Origin of the sequence: [Clostridium] aminophilum DSM 10710, from assembly GCF_000711825.1 — a bacterium.
GTDB classification, from domain to species: domain Bacteria; phylum Bacillota; class Clostridia; order Lachnospirales; family Lachnospiraceae; genus Clostridium_R; species Clostridium_R aminophilum.
Map to the genome: position 1 here is coordinate 54,167 of NZ_KL543982.1, position 24,714 is coordinate 78,880.

A 24,714-nucleotide genomic window follows, 5' to 3' on the forward strand; every position below is an offset into this window, starting at 1 on the left:
ACTATTGGCATCCGAAGCAAAAGAATACTTCTTAATGCACAAGAATATCCGTGTCTGCCTGATGCAGATCTCGGACGAAGGCATCCTGAGCAACGTGCGTCGAAATGAGGCTGCTGCCGCACATTTCCCGCTCGGTGGGCAGATGAACAATATGAGATTTCATGACTGGTGGCGGGATCGTGCCATTCCCAAAAGCCGGCACGGAGCAAAGACCGCTCTTCAGCGTCTGGGCTATTCTTCTACCAGCAATGCATTGGTTAATAACCTTGCTCTCAGCCTGTCCGACTGCTATTGGATTATGCCCCGCGGCGAATCGCTGACTTGGGAGGACGCCAATCTGTTTACCAACGATTTTGTTGACACATTCGGCGACATTACCCTAAACCGGGACCACATGATCGACCTGCGAAAAGAAACCCGATTCAACTGTGCCACTTCCCAAGGGGAGCTACAGAAAAAATGGTGCATCGCCAAAGACGGCCGTCGCTACATGATCAAGGGAAATTACGGTTCATCCTATCAGCAGAGTCTCAATGAGATCTTCGCTTCAAGCCTGCACGAAGCGCAGAACTGGAAGCAGTATACCCCGTATTATCCGGCCAAAGTCCAGGTGGACGGAAACCGGGAAGGCCTCGGCTGTATGTGCTACGATTTCTGCAGTGAAAATATCGAAAGCATCAGCGCATGGGAGCTGCTGCAGACCGTAAAAACCCGTCAGAACGAATCTCTGTATTATCCGCTGAGGGATGTATGCCTGAAACTGGGAATGTCAGAAAAGACATTCACCGATTTTATGGATTATCAGATCATGACGGATTATCTGCTGAGCAATACGGACCGGCACATGAATAATATTTCCGTCCTTCGGAATCCGGACACATTGGAGATCCTTGGTTTTACACCCATCTACGATTCCGGAAACTCTATGTTTTACAATGTCCCGTATGATCAGCTGAACTTCGTTCGATTCGACAGCATCCAAACCCATTCTTTCATCGAGAAAGAAGTTCGTCTGCTTCAATATGTACAAAACCGAAACCTGTTTGATCCGGAAAAAGCCGACCTGGATTTTTCCATCTATAAAGAGGATGTGACCGAAAATCAGATCCGAATCCCCAAGCTGCGGGAATTGTATCTGCGCAAACTGGAAAAACTCCGGATCTTCCAGAACGGAAAGGACATCTGGAAAACGCAGGGGCACCGTTAATTTTGAAGGCACCACTATTATCCATAAAAATCTGGATAGTGGTGCCTTTTTCCTGTCAAGAGCTCAGCTTCTTCTTTTTCTTTCCTTCTTGAAATCCTCTAAATCTTTATCCGTAATCATCTTAAACGGAATATAATCATATTCCATCGTATCTGGTTTATTTTTCTTGATATCTTCCCATGTACATATACAATCATGGAGTTTTTTGTTATCGTCCCGCTTTTCGTCGTATCTCCATCCATGGGTAATCTGGTAAATGACCCAACGCCTATGCTCGATTTTCGAGAGAATCTCTTTAAGTTCCTCTTCTCCCTTCTGCTTTTGTTTTTCTTTTATCATTATCCATTTTCTGTTGTCCTGGTTCATACTCTGATACAAGGTGGATTGACGCTTATAATTTCCATTAATGTTCTTCCATGCCTCTTCCCATTCTGTAAAATGTTTCTCGTCCACATCTGATTCTTCATTCGCTGAAACCTTTTCTCTCCGGCCCGAACTCAAATCATTATACTTACCGTGAAATCGAATCGCATTTTTGATGAGTGTCTTATTCTGTAATGCCTCATATGAAAAAACTGTCTTATCTCTTCCGAAAAAAGATACTCCGATATCCTCTGCTTTCTCTTTCCTGTCCAAATCAGACGCATCTTGTATCACAAAAATAATTGTTGCTTTATTATTACTATCCTGACTAATCTCTTTTTTCGGCTCACCACCTTTGGATTCGTCCCGATTCTCCGAATCTTTCCTTGGATTTAGTGTTCTTTCAATGTTCAAAATCAGTGATATTAAATCATTTTGTTTTCCCAACGTTACAACCACATATGAAAACGGCATATCCTCATTGCACTTTTCGAAAGCTTTCTTGAACTGAACATTCAGAATATCGGTTTCCCAAAAATGAATTTCTACCGTTCCATCCATCCTAAAACTCTTTCCATGCGGAAATTTCAGGATGTATTCATTTACTTCTTCGTCGCCATATAGTTTCGATCTTTTGTGTTCTATAATATCCGTGGCCTCTGTCGAAAATCTTGTCAAAAAATAGTCCAAGCAGTTTTTCACGGAGCGATCATAAACATCCACTCGTATCTTGGAATCCGCCGATAACACAGCCATATTTAACGCAGAAATAAGAATATTCTGGCCAAACACTCCGAAGCCGACGATTCCGATATGGACATCCCTGTTCTCGTTTATTCTCGAGTCATATATGGGGTAGTCCATCAACATTTTATTTGCTGCCTTTTCATTAATATTGACAGGAATAAAACGAATTGACTTATCATCCGGACACCTGAGTTTTTCAATTTTTTCTGCCCACTCTGTATTATTCATGCAAACATAGACATCTAATGAATCATTCTTGAGACAGTTGTTCTGGCATTCTACGATTATTTGAGCCATTTCGTAGTCTATCAAATCATTTTCATCGCACAGAACAATACCGGAATACTGACTCAACTCCCTGTTTTTTTTGAGCCAATCTCTCCCATCCCGATAACCGGTTTTCGCAGAAATTCCCCGTTCCATATATGAGATTCTTTTGTCACCGCTTATGGCCTCTGTCATAACGGTTGTTACATTGCAATCGTTCGATAAAGAATTCAAGAATTCTTCGTAGTCTTCTCCGCTTCCCAAAACAAGAAGTCTGTGCTGTTTAATCGAAGCCGACTTAACCATCCCCTTTAAGAACGCATATGGCCCTCTGATCAAAGCAAATAATGCTGCCATCGTACAGAACGGTGCCAGCAAAACAGCAACACAATATGCATACGTGAGGATCTCCAGCAGAATGCCGTCCATCCCATCCGTTCGATGCATTTTCAGGAATTCCACAGCCTGAACCTGTTTGATATCCGGATCAAGTTTAAACGCTTTGATAATGTTCTGAAGATTCAAAGAAACCCTAAGAAACAAATTTTCTGTTTCATAGTAGTATACAAAGCCTTCTGTCACGCAAAGCGCAAACACGAAGACCATCGCTATCCAAAGCCAATCTCTTGTTTTTCCTCTTTTCATATCCCATCCAATCTAAATAAGCCGGAATAATGAATTGGCATCCAACTCAAATTCCGGCTTATCTGTAATTACGGCAAGCAATTCAACTTGAAATTTTTAGATCTACCTGAAAACCTATCGATTATCTGTTGCTCAATCCTTTGATCAACTCCCAGCTCCTAAAAATCATCTCATTGTCCTTGGTATTAAACCCGACTTCTCGATTCTCATATTTTTTCAAGACATCTCCGATTGTCAGATTTCTAGGCAGTTTTTCAAAAATATCGCTGTTCGCTCCAAGTTTTCCGCTTCCTTTAAAGTTCCCATTCGCATCATAATAATCTGCCGGACGGTCTTCTGGCCGAACAGCTTTTCTTGCATTGGAAGACCAAGTCCACTGGCTTGCACCGAATCCAACAGTATTCGGATCGCAGTCTTTTGCTACCGCATACTTGCAGTAGTTATACACAGCTTTCCGCAATATATCTTCCTTCTTCATGGCAGGTGAATCACATCCGCCTAAAAGTGACGCCATAAAATAGTCAAAGAGTTGTGCTGTTACGGTTTTATCCTTCCTCACTTTTCTAAGCTCCATGCAGAAGTTAACATTTTCACAGATTTTTTCGAACTCTGCTAACGTAGTGTCTTCGTTGAACGAATCTTGTTCAACGGTAAATCCAAATGGATCATTGCCACCATCACTTTGACTAACCCCGAAACCAAACGGATTATTGCCACCATCATCTTCTCTAACGCAGAAGCCAAATGGATCATTGCTAGCATCGTCTTGAATATCTAAACCATTCCCTTCTGTTACATCTTCATTGAAATCTATATCTTCAAATTCAGTTTCATTTTCATTGAAATCTATATCTTCAAATTCAGTTTCATTTTCATTGAAATCTATATCTTCAAATTCAGTTTCATCGAAATCTATAACAGAATCATCCTCTGAATTTGAAAACCACTCCTTTATCTCATCTTTTTCTGCAAAAACGCTACCTTTACTTTGACCATATTTTTGATCCACTGACTCAATTGTTTTAATTAGGTTAGATATAAAGTTTTGATCATTTTCATCATAATAATTAATGTTTTTTGCAATAATTCCTTTATTATCATCAAACCAAGTTGCTACCCTCTTTTTGTCCAAATCCTGCAAATCTTTTATATTAAGTTCCTTATTGTCGATTTTAGATTTTGTAAATCCATTTTCTATACACTTCACAATTTGATCCCACTCTGTTTTTTGTATTTTACACTTTTCTTGAAAACTATCCACCGCCTGCTCTAAATAAGTTCCCATAGATGACGCATTTTCAGTGAAAATTGGAATGATCTCTAGTGGCGTTCTTTCCCCATCTATCCAATGATAACCAACAGTATTATCATCCTGAGAAATCAGCAATTCAATCATTGTTGCATAACTCAAAATATACTCTTTACTAAAAAATGCCAATACCGCGTGACACTTTGAATCCATTAAATGTTTGTTTACATTATTAAGCCAGCTATCATTATTGGTCTCAAAGTCGTTGTCACAGTATACTCTTAGTCCTTTCTCATGTAATTTGACTACTATCTTCTCAAATACTGTTCTCCAATTTGCGCTTGCGTAACTCACAAATACATATGGTTTTGTATAATCCACTTTCTCACAATGAATGTTTTTTTTCATGAATTCTGTTCGTTCGTTTCTTTCCTTTTTTTCCATTTCTATAATCCTCCCTTACATCCTATAAATTCTCAGCCCATCAAACATCCTCAACATCGCGAGCATACACTCCATAGGCTCTGTATCTTTGTCCTGCTCTTCTTTATCCAATCTCTTATAGTTTGCCAAAGCATCCTCATCAGAAACCTCAAAGCCTGTGAATTCCGGAATCATATCCTTATGCTGACGAACCAGTTCTCTCTTCTCTTTCTCCGGTGTTCCATAGGTCCATCCCATGTCATAGTGTTCCTGAAGCCATCTCTGATGCTCAAGAACACCGATCTTCAGAAGTTCATCCCTGTTAAAGTTCTCGATCCGGTCGTAATCCACATCTTTATTCGTGTAAAAGCAGCCGATCTCACTCAAATACTTTGCAAATGCTTTTGCCTGATTGATATTGGAAAGTTTGTATTCCAGAGAGAGCTTTTTAAAACTTTCAACATAGCGGTCTTTTACTTCATCGTTGTTCAGGAACTGCTCTTCCTTACCGGCCGCTTTCATTTTCTTCCAATCTGCGCTTTCCCAACGGGCATTCAGTACAACCGCAAAATTATAGAGGTTGATAAAACTGCTGTCAGACAGTGAACCTCGGTTGCCGACGTGAGGATTTTTCGTAATTCTTGTATCTACACCTAACGTGATTTCACTCAGATCGACAATCCGTTCAATATCCGCCTGAAACTCCGATTTGCCGTTTTCAGTAATATACATTCCGGAATACGCCTTTAATTTCGGACATTTTTCTCCTTTTCTCTGTCCATCCTGCATCCACTGAACGTAACGGTCTTTAAACAGATTTATTTTTCCGTTTTCACTTTCATCGTACAGGTACGTCGCCTGAATATGGTCGTCTGTAAAATCGAACGTACAACCCATCGGATGCAGTTCTTTTTTCGAATTTCTACCATAAGCGGTTCTGTCCCAGCACTGAAGTTCATCGCAAAGCATCAGCATATACGCAAGCGGATGGAATTCTGCTCTTAACGGATGAATCTTGTTCTTATAGTCTGCGATACAGAATTTATACAGACTGTTATGCATCAAGATCGCCGTCAGCGCATCCAGATGCTCCGGCTCCATCGGAAGCTGCATCTCCGCAAACAATTTCTTAAACAAGACCGTGGCGCTGAAATACGCATGATCCATGAAGAAATTGAATTTTTCAGGTTTCGTCGGCTTTTCTGTCAGATACTCCAGCATTTTATCTTCTGTAAAACCATACTCCTGGCCCAATTTGTCACTCAGAAGATAGGCATACAGCTCATTTGTCGAATCGAATTCTTTGTCATTAAAGATCTTTCTGAGCTGATTTCTTGCCGATTCCTCCTTAATCTGAACCAGACTGTCCAGAGATCGATATGCCACAAACGGTCGATCGCTTCGTTTTTCGTCCGAAACCTCAAAATAGGAACATACCTGTTCAAACGGCAATTCAAAGGGATATCCAATATCATGGAACAGAGACGCCAGTCCCCAGAATTTCAGATAATGAGCTGCCGCCTCAGCATCATCTGTAAGAGCATAGTTTTTTTTATACGTCGCCCGATACTTCGTATTGGTCTCATAGATTGCAAGGCCCAAAGAAAAGACGTATACCGAATGAACGTAATGATCGCGGTGCTTCATTAGCAGTCCGCTGCCATTTGCCTCAAATTCCGAGAGCAATTCGATCATCCGTCTTGTTTTTTCGTAATCGCCGATAAACATTTCCAGATAGCAGAAATAAACATCAAATGCATCGTCTTTTCTGCCGGATTTCAAAAATCGATCGAGCGCATTTTCAAGGCATAAACGGTCGATGTCCTTTTCCATATTCAACGGGATCTGATTTGCCTTCAGACTTGTTCCTTCAAAATCCGCAGGTTCTTCAGACCTTACTTCTGTTTTACTTTTATCGAATCTCAGTTTTGTACATCGCTCTCGAATAAAAGAGAGTACCGCTCCTTCCAGTGAATTCGGGAGCTGTTCGATCCGTTTAATTCTTGAATTATCAAGCATCGAATAAGCCATAGAATCCTCCACATTGTTATTTCATGACACTTTTTTAAGTGTACCCCCCCCCCGACTCACAAAAGTCAATTCTCATTCCAATATTCATACAATTTAAGATATGTTTTCAGCAGACTGCACAACACGTGAAAACATTTTTTGACATATGTATTTGGTATATATAACGATGTGAAGAACAATATCGAGCAACTCCGTGACACGCAAGCAGAGCTGCCAAGTGCTAACTGGAAGGAATCAACAATATTTAGCGATAGTCTCCAAGGTTTCTTGCAAGCGCGAACTTAGACTCTTTGCTCAAATAAAAACCTCCTGCACCGTATCGTTCCCAATACCGTGCAGGAGGTGTATCCTAATATTCCATAGAAAGAAAGTGACATCGTAAGAATCATTCAAAATGTCACTTACAATGTCACCTATGATGTCATTAATCAAAATGAATCTTCGGAAAGATTTCTGACCGGGCATACCAGTCGTATCCTCTCTTTTTATATAGTTCCTTCCGTACCGAATCACAGATATGTACAAATCCGATATGCCGCTTGTATCCGGAAAAATAGAATGCAACCACTTTATCCACCCAAATTACATCCTCAATCGGAATAAACTGATTTGCTAGTGCTTTTTTCTTGGCCTCGGGATCCTTGAAATTTTCAATTTCTCGGAGTTTTTCCGCACGGCTTCTCTCATAATCTCTTATCTCATCTGCGCCTGGTTTTGGAAAAACCGGGAGATGATTCATCTCCAGATCTTTTTTAACTTGTCTGAGCAGAAAACGATTGTATTCCTGAGATTTTTCTTTCTTCCGGTATATCTCCCGATGTGTCAACCAATTCTGTAGTTCGCATCGTTTACAGTCCGCATAACGAAAAGCTTTTTTTAGCAAATCCTGTATTCCCATATTCTGTCCTCACATTCATTCTCATGCTGAGAAGTCTTCTTATCCTCCTACTCATCATCCATCTCTACCGCTGTCGCGTAATCAGACAATGATATGTTTTCCCGACGTTTCTTATCCAATTGGATCCATTCATCCAACGTCAGCGGAACATAGTCCGAAAACATGCAGAAACAATTGATCATCTGGCATGGAATCCCGACCGGTTCATCATATCCCAAAACCGGCCGCTTATATTGTTCAATCCGCTTTTGATGTTCATTTACGATGTACTCATCAAAAGTATTGTGAACATGACCGTAAAGCATATACACTTTTGGCTCACCCTCACCGTTTCGGCGATACTGTCCGTTATAACACATGATGGGATAATGTGAAAGTATGATCTTCCGCTTGTTATCATTCAGTTCCTTATAATGCTCTATCCACTTAAATTTGCTTCTGTCGAACTCCTTGTTTTTGAGATATCGGTCATGGTTTCCTATGATCAAATACTTCTTTCCTTTAAGCCTTCCAAGGATCCTGTTCACCTCAGCAATATCTCTCGACATGCAAAAATCTCCTAGGATCACAACCTCGTCTCCCGAACGCACCCTTGAATTCCATTGCTTTATCATATATTCGTTCATGGCTTCACCGCTCTCAAAGCCACGGCGATCCATTCGCTGATTCAGATTGCTATGGCAAAAATGCAGATCTGCAATATAATAACGCATTCTAGATCCCCCTTCTTCTCCATCTCTTTTTTCAACATGGGCCCCATTCTCCTACTGAGCATAAACTTATCTGCATTTTATTGTACTCCTCAGAATGGTAAATTATACACCTTGCGTTCGGCTACATCCTTCTCACTACCGTACTCATTCAGGATCTTAACCTGTTAAAAATATGCGCCGTCAGAATCACAGAGAAAAAGCGGTCACCACGCCCGTTGACCGCTTTTTTCTCTGCAAATATTTCAAGTCCAATGCTTCTTTAACTCCTTGTAGAAATTTTCATGCGTACCCGCCAAAATGACAACCACGGTTTCATCATTTACATATTCTACAGTATACGCGACTCTATAATCCGTTTTGTTATATCTGAAAGCATAGGTTGAGATTCCTTCCAAATCTCCAACCTTCGCATCTCCTACCATTGGATCCGCAATTATTTCATCTATGGCATCTTTAAACAGACTTTTAAGTTTTTTGTCCTTTAACTTCTTTAGGTATTTACCTGCAGCAGGAGAAATAATCAGTTTCGCCACACATTACTCCTCCCCACCAAAGACATCATCATATGACATTGATTCGATCTCTCCGGTTGCCATCCTATGAGCATCGTCTATCATCTTTTTGACCGCAGGTCTTACCTTCGATTGTCTAGCCTTAAACTCTTCAAGTAATTCCTGACCAGAATACCCTTCTCTTATTAAATCTGAAAGTATTTCCTCTGCAAATTCTCCATTTGATTCTAACCGCGCCGGACGTATTACCAGCTCATTATCTCTTATAATACATTCTGCTTTATCTCCAAAACCAAGTTTTGCAAAAAAAGCTCCAGGAATAGTCAACTGCCTTTTCGAAGATATGCTTATTATTTTTCTATTCATCTCAGTTATCATAGTCATCCTCCCGAAAATGGCGCTGATATTTTCTTTGTTTCTTTGTTTCATTGTATCTCATTTTCTTTATCGATTCAATTGTCTTTACGTAAATTATCGTCCGAAAACGTAAAAACAAGTAGTCTAACGATTGGCCAAAGCGATCCCCTCCGTGAACAAATCTCTCCGGTCCATCACCCAAACCGACGGATCCCGGTATTTCTATGACGCAAACCGGAAAAACTTCGGATCTTCCAGAATGGGAAGGATATCTGGAAAACGCAGAGCTACCGACAAAAAAATCCCCGGCCAGACCGCTTTCGCGGCCCGGTCGGGGATTTTTAAACACGTCTCTTTTCAGAATTACTTCTTGATCGGAGCGTCCTTCTCTACGATGAATGTGTGAAGAGTATCGTTAGCCTTCAGCCATGCAAGATAGTTCTTTGCATCTTCCTCATCACGGAAGGTAGCCTTCAGGAACTTTGTCGGCTCAGCAAGAAGGCCGCACTTGTAACCTGTATCATTGGTCTGATAAAGTTTAAACTTGAAATCTGCCATTGTTGTTCACAACCTGCCTTTCTTACTTTCTGAGCTCAAGAACGTCTGCAAATGCCTGCAGAGATGTCTTAGCCTGACCGAAGTCGCGCATCTGCATAGCAACACCGAGTTTTACGTGCGGGATGTTTGCATCGTTGAGAGCCTTCTTCAGGTACGGATACTCCATCTCCTCCGGATCGCAGAACTGAGTCATGAATACAACTACACCCTGTGCGCCGTTATCCTGTGCAAGACGTGCAACGTGCTCGCCGCGGCGGTTCTCGTTGGACTTCTCGTCGAAGAGGATGGTATCGTAGTCCTGACGGCTGAACTGTACAGCCAGATCTCTCATCGGATCGTTGGTCTCCGGTGCATCGGTGCGGAAGGAACGTGTCCACTGAGCCACATCATCAGCAGCGATCGCAATGTTGTACTCATCAAACAGCTTCAGAAGCTCCGGGTTGTCGCAGATGATACCGGAAAGAACAACCTTTGTGCCCTTCCAGTCACATGCCGGAAGCTTAACCAGCTCTGCGTTGAGCTCGTTCAGCTTTGCGGTGTACTCATCTTTCAGCATGAAGTTTGCAGCCTTGAGAACTGCGCTTCTCATACATGCATTGACAACGTCGCAGTGATCATTTGCCAGTGTGGAGAAGAGGCGGCGTGCCTTGCGGCTCTGGTTGTAAACCTTGATTGCCTTCTTCAGAGCATCCATATCGGTTGCCTTGCCGGCGATCTTCTCAAGGTGCTCTCTTACGTTATTGTACTGATCCAGTGTGAACTGAATACCGAACTCCGGAACTCTGTTCTGCGGATGAGACAGGAAGATCGGTTCCGGCTTGCCGTACTTCTCAAATGCTGCCTTGAAGTTCTGGGATGCCGGACGAAGGGTATCACACGGAGTCGGGGTGATGATACCGGACAGGCCATCAAATGTGCCGTCCATGTACATCTCGAAGGAAGTCTGTACAAGGTCACAATAGAATGTAAGGAAATACTCTTTTGCCTTGGAAACAGTCTTTGTGTTGGAACCCCAGATTCCGAACGGAACCATATCAAGGGCATAAACCAGCTCTTCCGGTGCATAGTACGGAAGGATACCGATTACCTTCTTGCCCTGGTCCATGTATGCTTTCATCTGCTTGCCCGGATTGGAAGCAATCTCGTTAAACTCGTTTAATAATTCTTCAACTCTGCTCATGATTACGCCTCCTGTCCTTTCGCAGCCATTCTCTTCTGTCTGTTCTCTTCCATTGCCTCAACCAGACCCTGAACACGTGTCATGTACTGAGCCTCGTTGAAGTTACGCGGATCTGCCTGGTCTCCGTCGAAGGATACACACGGTACACCCATGTCGTCTGTGAATCTTCTCATCATCTCAGACATGTAACCGGACCACGGCTTGCAGGAACGGTTGTTGTGAATCAGAGCGCCGTCAACGTGGTTCGCCTTCATGAGGCCTTCACGCCATGCAACACCCTGCTCCATGGATACGGAGTTCGGAGCCTTGTAGTATGCTCTGCAGAGTCCGTCCAGGTTGTCCAGAGAATCGGAATCGTATACGAAACCGAATGCCGGAGCGTAAACAACGGCGGTAACGTTTACACCATTCTCCTTCAGCGGCTTGAACAGAGTCTTCAGCTCCGGCCAGCACGGAATTCCCTCGAAGAGAACTCTGTACTTCTCAGCGAACGGTGCTCTTGTCTCGCCCTTAGCCACTACTTCTGCAAGGTTCTGATCGAGAAGCTCAAATGCCTCTGCAGCTGCTACCTTACCACGAGCGGTAACGACATCAGCCATGTGGTTGAACAGATCGAAACCGGACATCGGAGCCGGATCGTACTGAAGATAATCACAGACTTTTAACCATGCCTTTGCGGTACGGTTTGCGTTATGACATGCCTCTTTGAACTTCTTCTCGGAGAACTTGGTTCCAGCGATCTTCTCAAGCTTCTTGATGGCATCGAGGAACTGACCCTTGATGTAAGCAACCTGGGAGTCATCTACTTCCATGTTGTTGTTGTACGGTACATCGATCATGATCAGCGGGATGTTGTGCATTCTTGCAATATTCTCATACCACTTTGTCATGTCGTTACAGATATTGTTACAGCAGAGTACGAAGTCCGGCATCGGAACACGGCGTGTCTCGTTTGTGGTCTCGTAACCAGCTGCATAAGCAAGAGAAATACGGGTATATCCGCAGATATCCGGATCATATCCCATGTCCTCTGCATACTCGCACATACGCTGACCATCGTGACGTGCGCCGATACCAGCAGCCTGGTTCTCCGGATATACAACAGCGAGGTCAAGAGCCTCACAGATCTCGCACGGGAACTTGGAAGAAGACCAACCTACCGGTCTGCCTGCCTTCTTAGCATCCCACGCTGCCTGATAAACATCGTTTACAACCTTGCGGAGTGCAAGTACGCCCGGAAGTTCCGGCTTCTTAACTTTTTTCGCCGGTGCCGGAGCTGCTGCAGCATTTACATTTTCTGCCATAATATAATTCTCCTTTCAAAAACATCCGCTTTCACCATGAAAACCGATGATTTTTAACGTGTTGCCTTCTGATAAGCGAACAGAGCCGCGCCCAGTGCGCCTACATACTGTGTCATCGGGTCTGTGTGAATCACATGGCCCAGTTCTTCCTCGAGAGCATTGACTACTCCGGAGTTCTGCGCTACACCGCCGGTCATCATGACATCGTCACGAACGCCGACACGATGTGCCAGTCCGACAACTCTTGCCGCAACGGAGTGATGAACACCATTGATGATATCGCATTTATGTGTACCGAGGGCAAGCTGGCTGATAACCTCACTCTCTGCAAATACCGTACAGGTGGAGCTGATATCAACCCGCTGAGTTGACTGCGCGCCCAGATCTCCGAGCTCGCTGGTCTTAACCTCCAGAACGCCAGCCATTACATCCAGGAATCGTCCGGTTCCGGCTGCACATTTATCATTCATCTGGAAATTGACCATTGCGCCATTTTCAATCTGAATTACCTTAACGTCCTGACCGCCGATATCGATAACTGTCTTGACCGACGGGAGAAGGAAAAATGCTCCCTTGGCGTGACAGCTCAGCTCGGACATGTTGTGATCGACAATTTTCAGGGAGTTACGGCCATATCCTGTACCCATAATGTATGCCATATCCTCTTTGGTCATACCGGCATCATCGAATACCGCCTGAATCGCTCTCTCCGGACCGGATGTACCGGTTCCCACGTCAATCAGAGATTTACCGACGATCTCTGTACCGTTCTTCAGCACGATTGCCTTGGAAGCGGTTGAGCCAACGTCGATTCCCATCGTGTAAATATCACCCATGATGCAACCTCCGTCTCTAAGTGATGTTTTATCGCCTGACTTTTTTCATTATATCATGTTCGCAACGTAAAACAGCCAAAAACAACAATATTATTGTGCATGTTCACCGATGAAATTATGGAATCGTTTTTCATTCCTTCAGTGTATTGCATAGGATATGCCGTTTTTTGCATTATCGTTCCGACATTAATTTCGTCAGTTTCGGATAAAATATCAGTAAACGAATGCAATGAAGAATAAAAGGAACGGACCGCATTTGCCGCATAGCCGGCAATATGCGGTCCGCATTGCTCTCGTCTTATCTCCGGAACCAGCCCCACCAACCTGCCTTAATTGCCGGTGTCTCGGAGCGGAACGAATAACTTATCCTTTTTATGTCCGTTCAATCAGACGGACTCATTGCTTCAAACGGGGCGAAACACGCTTCGCGGTTTTCGCTCATTTTCTGCGCAGATTACTTCTCGTAGTTCATCTCGAAATCACGCTGGGATCTCGGAGTGATCATCTGGTGCATCGGGCAGATGGACTGCGGGTTCTGATAAGCAGCCTCTGTGAATGCCTGCATGTACGGACGGATCTCTGTCATGTCAACGATCTCGTCTACCATACCCATCTTAGCGGTGTAAGCCGGAGCGGACTTTGTCTCGTAATCCTCGATCAGGTTGTTCATCTTATCGATAACCGGCTGAAGGTCGTTGCCAGCCTTCTGCTCCTTCACAAGTCTTCTGGAGTACAGAGCGTTTGCAGCTGTTACACCCGGCATTACATAGTACTTGGAAACTGCAGTACCAATGGAGAATGCGTTGTTGTCATTACCCTGCGGACCGCCAAGTACGTAGTGAGCCGCTGCGGAAGCAACACGGAGTGTTACCTCGAGAGACGGCATACCGGAGTTCTGGATGGAATAGATCAGGGACTGACCAAGACCAAGAAGCTCAGCCTTCTCTGCGTCATCACCTACATCGATACCGGTTGTATCCTGCAGCCAGATCAGCGGAATGCGGTCACGTGCGCACAGAGTTACGAACTCGTTCATCTTGATGAGACCTTCACGGTAAAGCTTACCACCTACGGAAACGTGGCCCTGGCCGCCGTTCTCATAGTACTTCGGATAGTTCATCAGAATACCCTGAACGTTTGCGATGATACCAACAAGGAGACCATTTACCTTTGCAAGACCTGTGGTCATCTCCGGTCCGTATGTCTTCTTGTACTCAAGGTACTGGGAGTCATCGACAAGACGAGCGATAACCTCGCGAACGTCGTACGGCTTCTTGCTGTTTGCCGGGATGAGGCTGTAAAGATCCTCAGCCGGGAACTTCGGAGCCTTCGGGCTGTCAACGCGGAAGAACTCAAGGTTGTATGCCGGCAGATAGCTTACATACTTCTTGATGCCCTCGATTACGCCGTAATCGTCCTGATATACCTCACGGAAGAATCCGGTCTCGTCGTAGTGAACCGGAACGGAACCCGGAGCCGGAACCTTGTTGTTCTTGTTAGCCTCAAGGTTATCGATGATACCCTGAGCAACTTCCATATCAACTCTGCCCTTCGGGTTCATACCGGAAAGGATACCAGCGCCGCCGACTGCCATGTTCGCATCCTTGTGAGCGATCAGGATGGTCGGGGAGATGGAGTGATAGCCGCCGCCTGCCGGGTTTGTTCCGTAGATACCTACGATTACCGGAAGACCGAGCTGGTTGAGTTCTGCATTGCGGAAGAACGGTGTACCGCCGCCGCGTCTGTTCGGATATACCAGATCCTGTACCGGGAAATCAACGCCGGAGCAGTTCAGGAGGTATACAACCGGAACGTGGAGGATCTTAGCAGCATCGGAAGCACGAAGAAGGTTCTCAGCCTGTCCCGGAACCCATGCGCCAGCGATCTTCTTGTTATCGGAAGCGATAACCATAACCCACTTGCCGCCAACACGTGCAAGACCCTTTGTGATGGATGTGTCACCAAACTTGTTGTCGCTCGGGTTGAACAGAGAGTTCAGGGAGCAGAATGTGCCCGGATCTACGAGAGCGTTGATTCTCTGCATAGCAGTGAGCTGGCCCTTTGCGTTCAGCTTCTCCTCGGTTGTGATACCAGCAGCGCGGGTAGCCTCAACCTTCTCCTGAATCTGCTTCTCAACAGTCTTGATCTCCTGCTCGTTCTCAGCGTTTGCTGCCGGAATAGCCTTTCCGAGTGTCGGCATATTCTGGAAGTAATTCGGCATAGAATAGAAATCCATTTTAAATCTCCTTATTTATACGGACGCCGGGGCGCTCTCGGGGAAATGTCTCCGAAAGCGCTCTGGCGCAATGCTTCGGCTTTGAAACATTGTTCTCTGTATGATATATCTGGTCTTCGATATCTGGTCTTAGTTTGCTTCCGGTACCGGAACCTTGATAAATACCTGATCCGGGTCGATCTCTTCACGGATCATCTTGATAACCTCCGGATCCGGTGCATCGAGCTTAACTGCTCTGGATACATCGATATCAAATCCGGTGTTCTCGATAACCTCTTCCGGAGAAGAAGACTCATAGTAACCTGCAAGGTACATTCTCTTTGTCTTCTCATCAAACTTCATAACACCGAGGTCAGTAACAACTGCCTGCGGGCCGCGGTTTGCCGGAAGTCCGAGTTTTGCACGGCCGTCCGGTCCGTCGATCCAACCCGGAGAAGTTACGTAATCGATCTTCTGCATGAATCTTCTCTTCTCGTGCTGGATCATGATTACGGTGTTGGTGAAGGTAGCGATTGCGTTTGCGCCGCCGGAACCGGTGAATCTTGTCTTCGGATGGTTGTACTCACCGATGCAGGTGGAGTTAACGTTTCCGTACGGGTCGATCTGAGCGCCGCCGATGAAACCGATCATTCTATCGGAATCGTGAAGCCACTCGTTTGTCTCGAATCCGATGAAACGGATATTCGGCCACTGAACGCCGCAGTGTGCCATGAAACGAAGGTCACCTACAGAACGCGGAACCTCGATCGGGGAGCAGTCCATAAGACCGGACTCTACGACAAGGTTGCAGTTCGGAGCGTAAACTCTCTTAGCTACGGAAGCGCCGATCAGCGGAAGACCGGTACCTACGATTGCGATCTGGCCATCATGGAGCATCTTTGCAAGGGTGATAGCCTGCATTTCCTTATTGGTGTAATTTGTATAATCTGCCATGATTAGTCCTCCTTAGCTACATCTGTATGATAACCATAGCCCTCTGTTACTTTCAGGTTGAGAAGGCGCTTAACACCCAGCTTCTCCAGGTACTCATCCTGGTCCTTAACGTCGTAGATCCACTCATTCAGGAATGTGTGGAAGTCTTCCTCTGTCTTGGAAGCTGCGCCATAAGCCTTAAGGAATGCGTTATCATAATCATAGTAATCGTAGCACTGTGTCGGATGAGCACCGTACGGAACTACGCAGACAGCGTCTACAGTGAAGCACGGAAGCTTTGTCTTGGTCGGATCACGACGGATCTCCTCGTTGCTTACGAGCTCTTCGCAAGTAACGATGGTCTTCTTTGCTGCAACAGCAATATCAACATCGTGGAACTCATCGCCGAGAAGTACGCAGGTACCGTCCGGGGATGCCTTCTGAACGTGGATGATTGCGGTATCAAGCTGCGGAACCGGAAGAGCAACAACCTTCTCGCCCTTCTTGAACGGGTTCTCTACGTATACAAACTTATCCTCGGTAAGGCCCGGGATCGTCTTACGTACTTCCTTGGAGATTCCCCACTCGTCTACAAGACCGGAACCGATCATGAAGCGAACCGGAAGGAACGGAAGTCCGAGAGATGCAGCGTGGAGCATGTACATGATAGCATCCTGAGAATAGTCCTCATAGATGAGCTCTCCAGACTCGATCTTCTTTCTGAAACGGCGGGAAACGTTGGTTACACCGGAATCTGCGGTATAGCAGTTGATGTAAGCTTTTACGCGGTTCTCACCGATCATCATATCCCAGTCAGATCCTGCCGGACCTGCCCATACGATGAAATCTTTCTGTCCCTGACGAAGGATTTCACGAACAGCAGCCATCGGCTTCTTGTTTGTTGTGAATCCACCGAAGGAGATCTGGTCGCCAGACTGTACGTACTTGGCAACTGCATCATGTAAAGACATTACTTTATTACTCACAATAAAGCCTCCTTTTGTAAAACTTTTAAAGCATCTTATTTATACAAACTGCGGGGCGTCTCCGCGCCCGGGCTGGCACACACCCCAGCCGGGCGCGCTTTACGCGCGTCTTCGTGTCTGCCTGTGAAGCAGCATATGAAGCGGTGGGAGTCATCAGCCTACGGCCGGTGACTACCCCGCAGTGCATAACAATTTAATATGGATTTGTGGCTCGCGCTTTGAATACTTCAGAACTGTACTCTTATGTATATCAGCCCTTGAAAAGAACCATGAAGAAACCGGCTGCAACCGCAGAACCGATAACTCCGGCAACGTTCGGGCCCATAGCATTCATCAGAAGGAAGTTTGCCGGATCAGCTTCGGATCCAACCTTCTGAGCGATACGAGCTGCCATCGGAACGGCAGATACGCCTGCAGAACCGATCAGCGGATTGATCTTCTTTCCTGTGCAGATGTACATGATCTTACCAAGGATAAGGCCGCCGGCAGTAGCAAAACCGAATGCAAGAAGACCAAGAGCAATGATAGCCAGGGTCTGCGGTCTCAGGAATACCGGACCGGTTGCAGTGGAACCTACGCCTACGCCAAGGAAGATGGTAACAATGTTGCACAGCTGGTTTGTTGCAGTATCAACAAGACGATCTACAACTCCGGACTCCTTGAACAGGTTTCCGAGCATCAGCATACCAAGAAGCGGTGCTACGGACGGAAGGAGAAGGGATGTGAAGAGAGCTACGAATACCGGGAATACAATCTTCTCTGCCTTTGTTACGGCACGAAGCTGCGGCATTCTTGTCTTTCTCTCTTCAAGAGTTGTCATTGCCTTCATGATCGGCGGCTGGATCATCGGGATCAGCGCCATGTAGGAATATGCAGCAACGGCGATCGGGGACATCAGCTCCGGCGCCAGGTTGTTTGCAAGGTAAATCGCGGTCGGGCCGTCTGCACCACCGATGATACCGATGGAAGCTGCCTGCTGCGGTGTGAACATTCCTGTGATGATTGCAAGACAGAACGCAACATAGATACCGAACTGAGCTGCCGCACCGAGGATCAGAGCGATCGGGTTCGCGATCAGCGGTCCGAAGTCTGTCATCGCACCGATGCAGAGGAACATCAGACACGGGAACAGGTTACATTTCTCACCCATGAACAGGATGTGAAGAAGTCCGGAATCATACCAGGCACCGCCGTTTGCTGTTGCATCGTATGCAAGGTTTGCAGCCGGAAGGTTTGTCAGGAGCATACCGAACGCGATCGGCAGAAGCAGAAGCGGCTCGAACTCCTTTACAATTGCCAGGTAGATCAGGATGAAAGAAACAGCGATCATGACGCACTGCTCCCACTGCAGAGACGCGAAACCGGACTCAGCAGCAAGACTCGTCAGAATTCCAATAAAATCCATTACTTGCCTCCTGTCAATTAGTTAAGGGTCATCAGAACTGCGCCGGTATCAACAGAATCGCCGGCCTTTACGTTAACGGAAGCAACGGTTCCGTCCTGCGGAGCTACGATCTCGTTCTCCATCTTCATAGCTTCCATGACAATTACGCACTCGCCGTACTTAACTGCCTGTCCAACATTTGCGTTAACCTTCAGGATCTTGCCCGGCATCGGAGCTTCAACGGAAGCTGCGCCTGCTGCTGCCGGAGCTGCCGCCGGAGCCGGTGCTGCCGCCGGAGCCGGAGCTGCTGCCGGAGCCGGAGCTGCTGCCGGAGCCGGTGCTGCCGCAACCGGTGCGGACTGCGGAAGTGCTACTGCCTGCGGAGCTGCAACACCGTTGCGGTCCAGAGACTTGTAGCCGTTCACCTGCTGTACTTCTACTTCATATTTTTTTCCATTGATGGTAGCAATGTACTTCATATCGTTTTTATCCTTTCCCTTGATTTCCTGCGGATCAATTCAGAGTAGCAAGGACAGCGCCGGTATCAACCATGTCGCCAGCCTTTACATTAACGGAAGCAACGGTGCCGTCCTGCGGAGCTACGATCTCATTTTCCATCTTCATAGCCTCCATAACGATGACACACTCACCATACTTAACTGCCTGTCCGGATGTAACATTAACCTTAAGGATCTTACCCGGCATCGGAGCTTCAACATTAACGGAACCTGCACCTGCCGGAGCTGCTGCCGGAGCCGGAGCTGCCGCCGGAGCCGGTGCTGCTGCCTGAACCGGAGCGGTAGCCGGAGCTACGGCCGGAGCCGGTGCTGCGATCGGTGCTGTCGGAGCTGCCTGTGCCTCACCGAATCTCGGGATCGGTGCATAAGCGTCAACTCTCTCTAATTCAACTTCGTAATTCTTACCGTTCAGAGTAGCTGTGTACTTCATAACTGCGGTAACCTTCCTTTCAAAAATCCTTCATTCCCAGAAATAAATTATCTGATCTCCGTAACTTTTGTGATCTGGAACTCATCCGGCTGACTGCCGAGATCCTCTGCAATGGTAGCTGCGAGAACTGCAAGAAGTTCCTTGTCTGCCTCGTCATTTACTACCGGAGCAGCAGCTGCTGCCTTAACCGGCTGCTGTTTCTTTGTTCCCGCAATGCTTCCGACTACGGAAGAAATGATTGCGATAGCGAACATCAGAATGAGCAGCATGATGAAAACGACAGCCAATCCGCTGACAGAGACAACCAGAGCGGTAGGAATGTTCATTGTGGTTGCTGTATACATCTGGACTACACCTCCTTTGAAATATGACCCGCGGCTGGAAAAGGCCGCAATGCAAAGTTAAGATTCCGTATTATGGAACGTATTCCATTTTCAAAAGGGCAAAATATAAAAAAGGGAGATTGCCCTCCTGCAAGATTTGTCCACATTCACAGAATCTGCCCTTTTTCCTTTTGGAATTATAGCGTATGTGCTATGGAAAGTCAACGAACTTCCTTACGAAATCATAATCTTTCATTAATCTACGGTAAACTTCAAATCGACTTTCCAGGAATACGCAATACTGCCCATAAATGAGCAGAAAAACACCGCATCGGCGATGATCTGCATTAGATATATCGACGGTGCGGTGATGGATTATTACTATATTATAGTGTTTATATTGGCAGGTTATCTCTCTGCATCCTTCTCCGTTTTGATATAGAGAAATTTCTATATATAAACACGGTCTTTGTCAGAGTTTCTTCCTTACTTCTGCACTTTGAAAGAGCTCTTCAGCGGAACAATTCGGTTGAATACCGGCTGGCCTTCTTTGCTGTCCTTGCAGTCAACGCAGTAGAAACCGTCGCGGACAAACTGGAAACGATCAAATTCTTTTGCCTTCTGAAGGCCCGGCTCCAGATATGCGTCCTCGATCACGGTCAGGCTGTGCGGATTCAGGTTCAGCGTGCCGTCGGCATTAAGCTTGCCCTTCTCTTCGTCAACCAGGTTTTCATAGAGACGAACCGTTGCCTTGAATGCGGTCTTTGCCGCAACCCAGTGGATGGTGCCCTTAACCTTTCTGGTCGCGCAGTCGCCTCCGCGGGTCTCCGGATCGTAGGTCGCGTGAACTGCGGTGATGTTGCCGTCCGCATCTTTATCAACGCCGGTGCAGGTTACAAAATATGCATTCATCAGGCGGACTTCATTGCCCGGATACAGTCTTCTGTACTTCTTCTCCGGAACTTCCATGAAGTCGTCCTGCTCGATCCAGAGTTCTCTGCCGAACGGAACTTTTCTGCTTCCAAGAGTCTCATTCTCGGTATTGTTGGAAACCTCCAGCTCCTCGATCTGATCCTCCGGATAGTTGTCGATGATCAGTTTCAGCGGATGAAGAACTGCCATGACGCGCTCCGCCTTCAGTTTCAGATCGTCGCGGATGCAGCTCTCAAGAGATGCGCTGTCGATGGAGTTGTCTGCCTTGGATACACCGGCAAGCTCTACGAACTTCTGAATGGACTCCGGTGTATATCCTCTTCTTCTCAGAGCGGCGATGGTAACCAGTCTCGGGTCATCCCAGCCGTCAACCACCTTGTCCTCAACCAGCTTTTTGATGTAGCGCTTTCCGGTCACCACGTTGGTCAGGTACATCTTTGCAAACTCGATCTGTCTCGGCGGATTCTCGAATTCACACTCCCGGACAACCCAGTCATATAACGGTCTGTGATCCTCGAACTCGAGCGTACAGATGGAATGGGTGATTCCCTCAACCGCATCCTCGATCGGATGTGCAAAATCGTACATCGGGTAAATGCACCATTTGTCACCGGTGTTGTGGTGATGCTGGCGAGCCACGCGGTAGATAACCGGGTCTCTCATGTTGATGTTCGGAGACGCCATGTCGATCTTCGCGCGGAGAACTTTCTCTCCGTCCTTATACATTCCGTTCTTCATGTTTTCAAAGAGTTCCAGATTCTCTTCCACGGAACGGTTCCGGTACGGGCTCTCTTTGCCCGGATGAGTGAAATCACCGCGGTACTCGCGGATCTCGTCTGCCGTCAGATCGCAGACAAAAGCCTTTCCCTTCTTAATAAGAAGGACCGCGCACTCATACATTTTTTCAAAGTAGTTGGATGCATAGAAGACTTCGTCGCCGAAATCCGCACCGAGCCACTTTACATCCGCGATGATGGACTGAACGAATTCGGTCTTCTCCTTTGTCGGGTTGGTGTCATCAAAGCGGAAATTGAACTTGCCGCCATATTCTTTCGCAAGACCGTAATTCAGAAGAATCGATTTTGCATGGCCGATGTGAAGATATCCGTTCGGCTCCGGCGGAAAACGGGTCTGGACATGGTCGTAAACTCCCTCCGCAAGGTCCTTGTCGATCTCTCGCTCGATAAAGTTTTTGCTTACCGGCTCTTTGGACTCCTCTTCTGTTTTTTTCGTAATGTCCTCCATACTCTTCCTCCCGTATTATCCGCACAGACAGCGGTAATTTGTATAAATATATCGAATAAATGATATCATATTTGCGCATCTGCCGCACCAACTTTTTTCCTTCGGAATATTCTGTTTCGGAAATTCTGCGCACCGCAATGCGGTATCTTTCACTCAGCGGCGTGTGCATCCCCGCGGACCGCATTTGGTTATACCGGAAATACGAAACGCTTTTCGTTATACAGACAATGTGGACCGTTTTTTCTGCTATGCCGGAAATGAGGAACGTTCTTCCGCTATACAGGAAATGAGGACCGCTTTTCCGGCACAGCAAAAAGGAAGCACCTTCGTGCTTCCTTCATCGTTTCGTGAGGCATCGGGGACTCGAACCCCGGACAACTTGATTAAAAGTCAAGTGCTCTACCACCTGAGCTAATACCCCGAATCATAAACCAGACTGGGCCAGTTGGATTCGGACCAACGCTGCAGGAGTCAAAGTCCTGTGCCTTAACCGCTTGGCTATGGCCCAAAATATTCTCCTTGTCCAGTAAGGAAAGGGTGGATAGTGGGACTCGAACCCACGATCTCCAGATCCACAATCTGGCGCGTTAACCGACTACGCCATACCCACCATATTTGATTGTCTTACAATCAATGACCCAGCGGGGATTCGAACCCCGGACACACGGCTTAGAAGGCCGTTGCTCTATCCAGCTGAGCTACTGAGTCATTCGCTGTCGATCGCTCAACAGCAAAAGTAGTATACTAAACATCCGAACCAATGTCAAGCATGTTTTTTATATTTTTTTAATTGGTTTGACATCTCCGACATTTTAAAGGTAATAATGCCCGATCTCCATCTCACCGTTTTCATCGATCTCGAGGATCGCAAACGTGGGTCTGCGCCCCTCCTGCCGCGGATAGGAGATGCTGCCCGGATTCAGCACAGTCAGTCCGTCTTCCCGGCCGAGATACGGCTTATGCGTATGACCGAACATGGCAATTTTTGCTCCTCTCGCCTCCGCTTCGTCCGCCAGACGCTCCGGTCCCATGGAGACACCGTACCGGTGTCCGTGCGTGATAAACGTGCGGTACGGACCGATCATAAACTCTTCCTCTCCCGGAAGTCCCGTAAAGAAATCATTATTGCCCTGAACCATATGGATCTCACATCCGGGGCTTGCCTCCTCGCACCAGCTGCGAATCATTTCATCGCTTCCCTCTCCGTCTCCGAGATGAATCATCATATCAAACGGGGCGGTTCCCTGTATCACTTCCAGCAGATTCCCGTCTTTTCGATGGGAGTCGCTCACAATCAGAACTTTCATCGGTTTTCCTTTTTCAAAATCCGCATGTTTTCGGTGACCGCTGCCTCAGCCGATCTCCAGCTTTTTCACGAGAATCTCCCGCATCGCGCGAAGCGCTTTTCCGCGGTGGCTGATGGCGTTCTTCTCCTCTTCCGTGATCTCGGCACTTGTCTTTCCGTATTCCAGAAGATACAGAATCGGATCGTAGCCAAAGCCCCCATTTCCGGCTACCTTCTCCGCGATCACGCCTTCCATTGTCTCCTCGGCGTGTTCCACCGATCCGTCCGGAAGGACTGCGCAGATATTGGCCACGAACCGTGCGGTTCTTGCGCCGCCGGCCTGATTTACACGCTCGATCAGATTTGCATTTTTTTCCTCGTACGAATGTCCCTCCATATATCTCGCTGACAGAACCCCGGGCTCACCGCCGAGGCAGTCGATCACAAGACCCGAATCGTCCGCGAGAACGATGCCTCCGGTCTTTTCCCAAACGGTCTTTGCCTTGATCTCGCTGTTGGCGGCAAAAGAGTCCGCTCCCTCTTCGATCTCGCCTTCAAAACCGGCTTCCCGCATCGTCATGATTTCAAAGCCGAGTCCGTCCATGATCTCACGGATCTCGCGGATCTTATTCTTGTTTCCGGTTGCAAATACGATTCTGTTCATTTCCAAATCCTTCTTTTTTCTCTTCGTGACGACAAGTGGATATCCCTATGGTTTTCCCTGCATTTTTTTCATTTTACCCCACTTTAATTCTTCCGTCACGTGTTTTTGAGAATGCTTCCGAAGGTCACCCCTCCGCCAGTTATTTTTTCGAAACCGCCCCTGATATCAATCTCCAACCGGTTGGTCTTTTCCGGATCGTCGCAATACGAGTATGCCATATTCTCTGCCGTACTCTTTAACATCGCGAGCGACAGTTCATTTTCCGTATTGTTGATATCAAACGCTTTCCCCCGGTATGTAACAGCAATCCGGCACTTTTCATCATGAGCCGCATACTCTACCTCTACATGGATATCCGGTTTTTCAAATTCCGGGAAAAGAATCTGCTGCAAAAGTTCCTCCAAGGAAAGGCGAATGCGGTATTTCAATGCCGGTTTGACATCATTCTGCATCAGATATTTGTCCAGCTCGGCATGGAAACCGATAAAGTCATAATCACGGCCGTCAA

At 46.6% G+C, this 24,714-nt stretch carries 22 protein-coding genes and 4 tRNA genes; 1 reads left to right on the plus strand and 25 read right to left on the minus strand.

The features are described 5' to 3' along the window. Nucleotides 1-4: 4 nt before the first annotated feature. A complete protein-coding gene (locus BR86_RS0113875; RefSeq protein ID WP_143099322.1) occupies nt 5-1,207 on the plus strand; it encodes a HipA domain-containing protein in 1,203 nt (400 codons plus the stop codon). Between the two features lie 63 nt (nt 1,208-1,270). On the opposite strand, the gene BR86_RS15440 is transcribed toward BR86_RS0113875, so the two are convergent. The 25 genes from BR86_RS15440 to rdgB form a co-directional block, all read right to left on the minus strand. Further along, on the minus strand, nt 1,271-3,229 hold the full coding sequence (locus tag BR86_RS15440) for a hypothetical protein (RefSeq protein ID WP_143099323.1): 1,959 nt from the start codon (nt 3,227-3,229) through the stop codon (nt 1,271-1,273). A 121-nt stretch (nt 3,230-3,350) separates the two neighbouring features. Continuing rightward, nucleotides 3,351-4,922 carry a toll/interleukin-1 receptor domain-containing protein gene (locus tag BR86_RS0113885; RefSeq protein WP_031474885.1) on the minus strand — a complete coding sequence of 524 codons (1,572 nt, stop codon included), beginning with the start codon at nt 4,920-4,922 and terminating at the stop codon, nt 3,351-3,353. Nucleotides 4,923-4,937: 15 nt separating this feature from the next. Next, nucleotides 4,938-6,932, minus strand: a complete 1,995-nt coding sequence (locus tag BR86_RS16175) for a hypothetical protein (RefSeq protein WP_038288890.1) — start codon at nt 6,930-6,932, stop codon at nt 4,938-4,940. Nucleotides 6,933-7,356: 424 nt separating this feature from the next. Further along, nucleotides 7,357-7,830: a hypothetical protein gene (locus tag BR86_RS0113900; RefSeq protein ID WP_143099324.1), complete on the minus strand. Its 474-nt coding sequence runs from the start codon at nt 7,828-7,830 to the stop codon at nt 7,357-7,359. A 47-nt stretch (nt 7,831-7,877) separates the two neighbouring features. After that, the gene (locus tag BR86_RS0113905; RefSeq protein ID WP_031474889.1) at nt 7,878-8,543 is read right to left on the minus strand and encodes a metallophosphoesterase family protein; all 666 of its coding nucleotides are present in this window, start codon (nt 8,541-8,543) and stop codon (nt 7,878-7,880) included. A 242-nt stretch (nt 8,544-8,785) separates the two neighbouring features. Continuing rightward, complete coding sequence (locus tag BR86_RS0113910) at nt 8,786-9,076, minus strand: type II toxin-antitoxin system RelE/ParE family toxin (protein WP_031474891.1); 291 nt, start codon at nt 9,074-9,076, stop codon at nt 8,786-8,788. Between the two features lie 3 nt (nt 9,077-9,079). Continuing rightward, nucleotides 9,080-9,433, minus strand: coding sequence for an AbrB/MazE/SpoVT family DNA-binding domain-containing protein (locus BR86_RS0113915; protein WP_038288930.1), 354 nt, complete (start codon nt 9,431-9,433; stop codon nt 9,080-9,082). Nucleotides 9,434-9,775: 342 nt separating this feature from the next. Further along, complete coding sequence (locus BR86_RS0113920; RefSeq protein WP_031474895.1) at nt 9,776-9,970, minus strand: hypothetical protein; 195 nt, start codon at nt 9,968-9,970, stop codon at nt 9,776-9,778. A 22-nt stretch (nt 9,971-9,992) separates the two neighbouring features. Continuing rightward, nucleotides 9,993-11,150, minus strand: coding sequence for a (R)-2-hydroxyglutaryl-CoA dehydratase subunit beta (gene hgdB, locus BR86_RS0113925; protein WP_031474897.1), 1,158 nt, complete (start codon nt 11,148-11,150; stop codon nt 9,993-9,995). Nucleotides 11,151-11,152: 2 nt separating this feature from the next. After that, a complete protein-coding gene (locus BR86_RS0113930) occupies nt 11,153-12,454 on the minus strand; it encodes a 2-hydroxyacyl-CoA dehydratase subunit D (RefSeq protein WP_038288891.1) in 1,302 nt (433 codons plus the stop codon). A 53-nt stretch (nt 12,455-12,507) separates the two neighbouring features. After that, nucleotides 12,508-13,290, minus strand: a complete 783-nt coding sequence (hgdC, locus tag BR86_RS0113935; RefSeq protein WP_031474901.1) for a (R)-2-hydroxyglutaryl-CoA dehydratase activase HgdC — start codon at nt 13,288-13,290, stop codon at nt 12,508-12,510. A gap of 454 nt (nt 13,291-13,744) precedes the next feature. After that, entirely contained in the window at nt 13,745-15,526 is a 1,782-nt protein-coding gene (locus tag BR86_RS0113940; protein WP_031474903.1) for an acyl-CoA carboxylase subunit beta, read from the minus strand. Between the two features lie 129 nt (nt 15,527-15,655). After that, nucleotides 15,656-16,459 carry a glutaconate CoA-transferase subunit B gene (gene gctB, locus BR86_RS0113945; RefSeq protein ID WP_031474905.1) on the minus strand — a complete coding sequence of 268 codons (804 nt, stop codon included), beginning with the start codon at nt 16,457-16,459 and terminating at the stop codon, nt 15,656-15,658. Nucleotides 16,460-16,461: 2 nt separating this feature from the next. Next, nucleotides 16,462-17,424, minus strand: a complete 963-nt coding sequence (gene gctA, locus BR86_RS0113950) for a glutaconate CoA-transferase subunit A (RefSeq protein WP_278245611.1) — start codon at nt 17,422-17,424, stop codon at nt 16,462-16,464. Between the two features lie 250 nt (nt 17,425-17,674). Then, the gene (locus tag BR86_RS0113955; RefSeq protein ID WP_031474909.1) at nt 17,675-18,829 is read right to left on the minus strand and encodes a sodium ion-translocating decarboxylase subunit beta; all 1,155 of its coding nucleotides are present in this window, start codon (nt 18,827-18,829) and stop codon (nt 17,675-17,677) included. Between the two features lie 17 nt (nt 18,830-18,846). Then, nucleotides 18,847-19,287: a biotin/lipoyl-containing protein gene (locus BR86_RS0113960; RefSeq protein ID WP_031474911.1), complete on the minus strand. Its 441-nt coding sequence runs from the start codon at nt 19,285-19,287 to the stop codon at nt 18,847-18,849. 34 nt (nt 19,288-19,321) lie between these two features. Continuing rightward, nucleotides 19,322-19,756, minus strand: coding sequence for an acyl-CoA carboxylase biotin carboxyl carrier protein subunit (locus BR86_RS0113965; protein ID WP_031474913.1), 435 nt, complete (start codon nt 19,754-19,756; stop codon nt 19,322-19,324). 47 nt (nt 19,757-19,803) lie between these two features. Continuing rightward, nucleotides 19,804-20,100 carry an OadG family protein gene (locus tag BR86_RS0113970; RefSeq protein WP_031474915.1) on the minus strand — a complete coding sequence of 99 codons (297 nt, stop codon included), beginning with the start codon at nt 20,098-20,100 and terminating at the stop codon, nt 19,804-19,806. Between the two features lie 465 nt (nt 20,101-20,565). Continuing rightward, the gene (locus tag BR86_RS0113975; protein ID WP_031474917.1) at nt 20,566-22,257 is read right to left on the minus strand and encodes a glutamine--tRNA ligase/YqeY domain fusion protein; all 1,692 of its coding nucleotides are present in this window, start codon (nt 22,255-22,257) and stop codon (nt 20,566-20,568) included. Nucleotides 22,258-22,605: 348 nt separating this feature from the next. Beyond that, nucleotides 22,606-22,678, minus strand: a tRNA-Lys gene (locus BR86_RS0113980). A gap of 15 nt (nt 22,679-22,693) precedes the next feature. After that, nucleotides 22,694-22,765, minus strand: a tRNA-Gln gene (locus BR86_RS0113985). Nucleotides 22,766-22,793: 28 nt separating this feature from the next. Continuing rightward, a tRNA-His gene (locus BR86_RS0113990) sits at nt 22,794-22,867 on the minus strand. A 24-nt stretch (nt 22,868-22,891) separates the two neighbouring features. After that, nucleotides 22,892-22,965, minus strand: a tRNA-Arg gene (locus tag BR86_RS0113995). 104 nt (nt 22,966-23,069) lie between these two features. After that, the gene (locus tag BR86_RS0114000; protein WP_031474919.1) at nt 23,070-23,564 is read right to left on the minus strand and encodes a YfcE family phosphodiesterase; all 495 of its coding nucleotides are present in this window, start codon (nt 23,562-23,564) and stop codon (nt 23,070-23,072) included. A gap of 45 nt (nt 23,565-23,609) precedes the next feature. Then, a complete protein-coding gene (rdgB, locus tag BR86_RS0114005) occupies nt 23,610-24,206 on the minus strand; it encodes an RdgB/HAM1 family non-canonical purine NTP pyrophosphatase (protein WP_031474921.1) in 597 nt (198 codons plus the stop codon). Between the last annotated feature and the right edge of the window lie 508 nt (nt 24,207-24,714).

What these genes read in the sequence shown, in the direction of transcription:
- hgdC (WP_031474901.1), bottom strand. Translation starts at nt 13,290, where the DNA reads ATGGGTGATATTTACACGATGGGAATCGACGTTGGCTCAACCGCTTCC.
- BR86_RS16175 (WP_038288890.1), bottom strand. Translation starts at nt 6,932, where the DNA reads ATGGCTTATTCGATGCTTGATAATTCAAGAATTAAACGGATCGAACAG.
- BR86_RS0113930 (WP_038288891.1), bottom strand. Translation starts at nt 12,454, where the DNA reads ATGGCAGAAAATGTAAATGCTGCAGCAGCTCCGGCACCGGCGAAAAAA.
- BR86_RS0114000 (WP_031474919.1), bottom strand. Translation starts at nt 23,564, where the DNA reads ATGAAAGTTCTGATTGTGAGCGACTCCCATCGAAAAGACGGGAATCTG.
- BR86_RS0113960 (WP_031474911.1), bottom strand. Translation starts at nt 19,287, where the DNA reads ATGAAGTACATTGCTACCATCAATGGAAAAAAATATGAAGTAGAAGTA.
- BR86_RS0113915 (WP_038288930.1), bottom strand. Translation starts at nt 9,433, where the DNA reads ATGATAACTGAGATGAATAGAAAAATAATAAGCATATCTTCGAAAAGG.
- BR86_RS0113965 (WP_031474913.1), bottom strand. Translation starts at nt 19,756, where the DNA reads ATGAAGTACACAGCTACTCTGAACGGTAAGAATTACGAAGTTGAATTA.
- BR86_RS0113885 (WP_031474885.1), bottom strand. Translation starts at nt 4,922, where the DNA reads ATGGAAAAAAAGGAAAGAAACGAACGAACAGAATTCATGAAAAAAAAC.
- BR86_RS0113955 (WP_031474909.1), bottom strand. Translation starts at nt 18,829, where the DNA reads ATGGATTTTATTGGAATTCTGACGAGTCTTGCTGCTGAGTCCGGTTTC.
- BR86_RS0113900 (WP_143099324.1), bottom strand. Translation starts at nt 7,830, where the DNA reads ATGGGAATACAGGATTTGCTAAAAAAAGCTTTTCGTTATGCGGACTGT.
- BR86_RS15440 (WP_143099323.1), bottom strand. Translation starts at nt 3,229, where the DNA reads ATGAAAAGAGGAAAAACAAGAGATTGGCTTTGGATAGCGATGGTCTTC.
- BR86_RS0113975 (WP_031474917.1), bottom strand. Translation starts at nt 22,257, where the DNA reads ATGGAGGACATTACGAAAAAAACAGAAGAGGAGTCCAAAGAGCCGGTA.
- BR86_RS0113970 (WP_031474915.1), bottom strand. Translation starts at nt 20,100, where the DNA reads ATGTATACAGCAACCACAATGAACATTCCTACCGCTCTGGTTGTCTCT.
- gctB (WP_031474905.1), bottom strand. Translation starts at nt 16,459, where the DNA reads ATGGCAGATTATACAAATTACACCAATAAGGAAATGCAGGCTATCACC.
- hgdB (WP_031474897.1), bottom strand. Translation starts at nt 11,150, where the DNA reads ATGAGCAGAGTTGAAGAATTATTAAACGAGTTTAACGAGATTGCTTCC.
- BR86_RS0113920 (WP_031474895.1), bottom strand. Translation starts at nt 9,970, where the DNA reads ATGGCAGATTTCAAGTTTAAACTTTATCAGACCAATGATACAGGTTAC.
- rdgB (WP_031474921.1), bottom strand. Translation starts at nt 24,206, where the DNA reads ATGAACAGAATCGTATTTGCAACCGGAAACAAGAATAAGATCCGCGAG.
- BR86_RS0113905 (WP_031474889.1), bottom strand. Translation starts at nt 8,543, where the DNA reads ATGCGTTATTATATTGCAGATCTGCATTTTTGCCATAGCAATCTGAAT.
- BR86_RS0113940 (WP_031474903.1), bottom strand. Translation starts at nt 15,526, where the DNA reads ATGGATTTCTATTCTATGCCGAATTACTTCCAGAATATGCCGACACTC.